Source organism: Flavobacterium sp. PL02, from assembly GCF_035013205.1.
Classification (GTDB): Bacteria; Bacteroidota; Bacteroidia; order Flavobacteriales; family Flavobacteriaceae; genus Flavobacterium.
Genome location: NZ_JAYGJP010000017.1, coordinates 23,078 through 29,271 on the forward strand (window position 1 = coordinate 23,078; position 6,194 = coordinate 29,271).

1 protein-coding gene is annotated in these 6,194 nt (G+C 38.4%); it reads left to right on the forward strand.

Features of this window, described 5'->3' with window-relative positions; translation table 11 throughout:
* Positions 1 to 142 precede the first annotated feature (142 nt).
* On the forward strand, positions 143 to 6,194 hold a 6,052-nt coding region (locus tag SHI72_RS23520; protein ID WP_323491583.1), incomplete at its 3' end, for an HYR domain-containing protein.

The following is a 6,194-nucleotide window of genomic DNA, read 5'->3' on the forward strand; positions in this document are numbered from 1 at the left end:
ATTTTATTTTTCTTTTATAAAATTTTGAAAGATCTTTTCCTTAGATCTTCGGTAGAACAATCCCTCTTATTTAATTTATTTTTTTCGAATTCCTTCATTGGGTTTTCGAACAGTCATAGTATTACCTCAAACAAAACTGTTTATGTATAATTCTACTCTTAAAATGCTTAATTTTTTTAAACAAACCTTTTTCATTGCATTTCTTTTATTTTCAACTAGCTTATTTTCACAGATTTGTGGAACGCCAGGAGGAGATGGTCCCGTTACAGTATCAAGTTCTATAAATACTTATTATCCTGTTAGTGATAATACAACTTTAAGTAAAGGAGCTCAATCTATAGTTTTAGGCAAAGTGCCTACAACGGATAAGCATAATAATGTTTTCGGTACAATACAAATATCTGCAGGGGATTTGATTTTGATTATCCAAATGCAGGATGCTATTATTGATTATAGGAATGATGCCAATTATGGTTCAGGAAATTCAAATAGTGGTCCTGACAATTTAGGGGGTACAGGATTTACACTTATTGGTAATACAGGTGTTTTTGAATATGTTATTGCAACCAATAGTGTTCCGTTAGCAGGGGGTAACTTAACTTTTAAAGGTACTGGTACTAATGGAGGTACTTTTAATAGTTTTTTTAATGCGGATGCAACACCTACGAGAGGGAAGAGAACATTTCAAATTGTTAGAGTACCACAATACTCTAATTTAAAGCTTACCTCTAAGATAACGACACCACCATTTAATGGTATAGCAGGTGGAGTTATTGCTTTTAATGTTTCTGGAACTTTCGATTTTAATGGATTTTCTATTGATGGAACAGCAAGAGGATTTAGAGGAGGATATAGCCCTATAGCTTTTTCAGGTGTAAATGATGCGACTTCTTATGTTGGTGATGCTTCAAAAACTTATATTTCAGGGAAAGGAGAAGGAATCGCAGGAACGCCTAGATATATGTGGGATGGTTATAACCAGGTAGATAATAAAGTTGAAGGTATGCCAGCAGGTTCTTCAGGTAGAGGAGCTCCTGCCAATGCTGGTGGTGGTGGTAATGACCACAACACCGGTGGCGGTGGCGGTGGTAATGGTGGTTTTGGTGGTTTAGGTGGTTACGGTTGGCAAGGAATTGGAGGACAAACTTGGCCAACTTATACTGGGGGAGGAAGACCTGGTTTTAGATCCTACCTAGATGCTACACCAGAATTAACAAGACTTATAATGGGAGGTGGCGGTGGCGCTGGTGATGCTAATAATGCTATCGATGGTGTAAAAGGAGGTGTCGGAGGAGCTATTGTACTTATTAATGCAGGAACAGTTCAAGGTAATGGGTTAATTGAAGTTAATGGAGGAAATGGTGCTCCGGGTGCATATGGTGGTACACCAGATGGAGCTGGAGGAGCTGGAGCTGGAGGGACAGTATTGTTGAATATTTCTAATATCAGTACTGGAGATATTACAATTAATGCAAAAGGAGGAAATGGAGGGAATACAGAAAATGATACTAAAAACGAACACGGACCAGGTGGTGGTGGTGGTGGTGGAATCATTAGACATAATCTTGAGGGGACTGTAAAAATTACTACCAATGTAACTGGTGGTTTGGCAGGTAAAACTAATAAAGGAAGTGGAACTGGTTCTAATGTCCATGGTGCTAATGAGGGAGTAAATGGACATGTATCGACTTTTATCTCTAAAGATCTACCGCCAAATTTACAAGTTAACTCAAATTGTTTTCCTATTCTGGATACCAAAGTAAAATCGTTACCTAAAGCATCAGCTTGTAATTCGATTGGAGAGAAGGTTTCTTATGAAATACAAATAAAAAATACAGGGGTAGGAAATGCTGCCGGGGTCGATTTAGACTTTTATTTTCCAACAGGTATCGAATTTGATTCTGCTACGGCAACATATTCAGCAGATACTACTGGTCCTTCTGGTGCTTTAAGTAATACAGTTACATCTAAGAATAATCCTGTGTTTGGAGGGTTTAATATTGCTCAAAATGGAGTAGTTACGATAATCTTGGTTGGGAAAGTTATAGCGCCTATTGCTGCTGGTACATATAGTTCTAATGCACAAGCTTTATACTTTGATCCTACACGTACAACTGCCAATCCTACTAGAAAAATTACGGCAGCTGTAAACGCGTATGGTACAACTATAAATAAAAAATATGAAGGAGTTAACCAAATCGATGTGCCAGGAACGAACTTTAAAGGCGATGGCGCAACTGTAACAGAAGATGATATAAAAATATTTGCTTTGCCAGATGTTCCTACAGTTGAAGTGGTACAATCAACTTGTGATACACCAACAGGAACAATAACGGTAAAAACTCCTGCAAATGGTGAAGGAATAAGTTATACATTAAAAGGAATTAATCCTGTAACAGCACCAGTAATTAATACAACAGGAATCTTTTCGGGCTTAGTGCCAAATAACTATGTAGTGACAACTACAAACGAAAATGGATGTACTTCGGTTTCTACTGATATTATAACTATTAATGCAGTTGCTGGGGCGCCAACAACTACAGGAGTTTCTACTTGCCAAGGAGTAAAAGGATCATTAAAGGCTACTTCTACATGTTCAGGTACTATACAATGGTATACATCGGCTTCGGGCGGCACTAAAGTAGGTAGCGGAGCATCTTTTGATCCAACTACAGTTACAGGCTTAATAGATATAAATAAGGCAGGAACTACAGTTTTTTATGCAGCTTGTGGTAGTGGCACAGGTTGTAGAACTGCTACTAATTTTGTTATTAATGCAATACCAACAATTACAGGAACAACACCTGCGGGACGATGTGATACTGGAGAAGTGATTTTAGGCGCTACAGCCTCTTCAGGAACAATTAATTGGTATGCTGCAGCAACTGGTGGTACATCATTAGGAACAGGTACAAGTTTTACAACACCAAGCTTAACAACTACTACAACTTATTATGTTGATGCAACCGATAACGGATGTACTACAGCAACAAGGACTGCAGTTAAAGCATCGATAAATACTAGGCCAACAATAAATTCAACTACAGAAGCCTCTAGCTGTGGTACGGCAGCATTAACACTAAAGGCAACTGCATCAACAGGAGCTGATACTATCAGATGGTATGCGGATCCGGTAAGTGAACAGGTATTAGGAACGGGAGCAGAATTTATTACTCCAAACTTATCAACTACGACTACTTATTATGTAGGTGCTACTACGACCGAAGGTTGTACTACAACATCGAGAATTGCGGTTGCAGCAGTTATAAATGATGCCTCGACAATTGTGCTTACCAGCGGTACACAAAATCCGGTAGTTTGTACAGGAACAGCAATTCCCACAACTGTTTATACTTTTGGAGGAAGCGCAAAAAATGCCATAGTAACAAATTTGCCAACAGAGTTAAAGTCCGTTGTCGATTTAACAGCAAGAACAGTAACTATTTCAGGAACTCCAACAGCAAATGCTAATTATACGATAACAACAGTTGGACATACAATGCCATGTCCAGCAGCTACAATAAATGGAGTAGTAACGATGAATGCATCGATTCCAAAACCAACATTAACTACATTAACACAACCAACTTGTACGACTGTTACGGGAAGTTTTGAGATTACTAATTATAATCCAACGTATACTTATACGGTATCGCCGTCAACAGGAGTTAACCGAAATGGAGCTACAGTAACAGCACCAGTAGGAAGTTATACTGTAAAAGCTACCTCTGGAACTTGCGCATCTGTAGAATCGGTTGCTGTAGTAATTAATGCACAACCAGCTACACCGGATATACCAGCAGTAAGCGCTGTAACACAACCAACGTGTGCAACAGCTACAGGAAGTTTTACAATTACGAATTATGACTCGACTTATACCTATACAATCACGCCGTCAACAGGAGTTAACCGAAATGGAGCTACAGTAACAGCACCAGCAGGAAGTTATACTGTAAAGGCAACATTAGGGACTTGCATATCAGCTGAATCAGTTGCTGCAGTAATTAATGCACAACCAGCTACGCCAGCTATGCCAACGGCTACAGAGCAAAATTTTTGCTTTGTAGATGCTAAAAAAATTAAAGATTTAATTGCTACAGGATCAGGTATTCAATGGTATAATGCTCTAACGGGTGGTATTTTGTATAAAGAGACTGACTTATTGGAATCAAATACATATTATGCTAGTCAAACAACTAATGGATGTGAGAGTGAAAGAATCGCAGTAAAAGTTATTGTAACAGAAACTCCTATTGCAGGAACGTTATCAGGAAATCAAAATATTTGTATAACAGAAAATACTGCTTTTTCATTATCAGGAGGTGCTGTCGGAGGAAGATGGAGTAGTAGTAATACGGCAGTAGCTACAGTAAACGCATCAACAGGAGCAATTGCTGGAGTTGGAACTGGGGTAGCAACAATTAAGTATACAGTAACTGGAACTGGAGGTTGTGATGATGCTACTGCAGAAAGAGTTGTAACTGTTAGCTCTTTGCCTACAGCGACAATAACAGGAACATTAGAAGCTTGTTTAACTACTACACTAACAGCGGTTACCAATGCGGTTTCTCCTAGTTATGTTTGGTACAAAGATAATTCAGTTATCAATGGAGAGACAGCTTCAACATTAGTTGTAACCTCAAATGGAGATTATAAAGTAAAAATCATAAGTGGTTCTACTTTTTGTGAAGAAACTTCTACTGCTTCGACAGTAGTTGTAGCTGATACAGAAAAACCAGTTATTAGTTGTCCAGCAACTATTAGCCAAGTTGCTGATGCTAATAAATGTGGAGCAACTGTTTCTATTGTAAATCCCACAGCAACTGATAATTGTTCGACAACATTCACTTTTGCAGGAGTTCGTTCAGACAGTAAATCATTGACAGATTTATATCCGGTAGGAACAACAAAAATAGTTTGGACAGCTACCGATGCTTCAGGAAATACCTCATTATCATGTGAGCAAACGATCACTATTGCCGATGCAGAAAAACCAGTTAAACCAATTTTAGCAGATGTTATAGCACAATGTTCAGCAACAGTACCAGTTCCAAGCACAACAGATAATTGTAAAGGAACAATAACAGGAACAACAGCAGATCCACTTACTTATACAGCGCAAGGGACTTATATAATTACCTGGAGTTTTGATGACGGAAATGGAAACATAGAAAGTGCAATTCAGAACATAATAATAAAAGATACAGAAAAACCAGTTATCACGTGTCCAGCAGCTATTAACAAAAACGCTGATGCTAACAAATGTGGCGCAACCGTTTCTATTGTAAATCCAACAGCAACCGATAATTGTTCGACAACATTCACCTTTGCAGGAGTTCGTTCAGACAGTAAATCATTGACAGATTTATATCCAGTAGGAACAACAAAAATAGTTTGGACAGCTACCGATGCTTCAGGAAATACCTCATTATCATGTGAGCAAACAGTTACTATTACTGATGCAGAAAAGCCAGTTAAACCAGTTTTAGCAGATGTTATAGCACAATGTTCAGCAACAGTACCAGTTCCAAGCACAACAGATAATTGTAAAGGAACAATAACAGGAACAACAGTAGATCCACTTACTTATACAACGCAAGGGACTTATACAATTACCTGGAGTTTTGATGACGGAAATGGAAAAGTAGAAAGTGCAATTCAGAACGTAATAATAAAAGATACAGAAAAGCCAGTTATCACATGTCCAACAGCTATTAGCCAAGTTGCAGATGCTAACAAATGTGGCGCAACTGTTTCTATTGTAGATCCAACAGCAACCGATAATTGTTCGACAACATTCACCTTTGCAGGAATTCGTTCAGACAGTAAATCATTGACAGATTTATATCCGGTAGGCACAACAAAAATAGTATGGACAGCTACCGATGCTTCAGGAAATACCTCATTATCATGTGAGCAAACGATCATCATTACCGATACAGAAAAACCAGTTATTAGTTGTCCAGCAACTATTAACCAAATCGCTGATTCAGGACAATGTGGCGCAACTGTTTTTATTGTAAATCCAACAGCTACCGATAATTGTTCGGCAACATTCACCTTCGCAGGAGTTCGTTCAGACAGTAAATCATTGACAGATTTATATCCGGTAGGCACAACAAAAATAGTATGGACAGCTACCGATGCTTCAGGAAATACCTCATTATCATGTGAGCAAACGATCATCATTACCG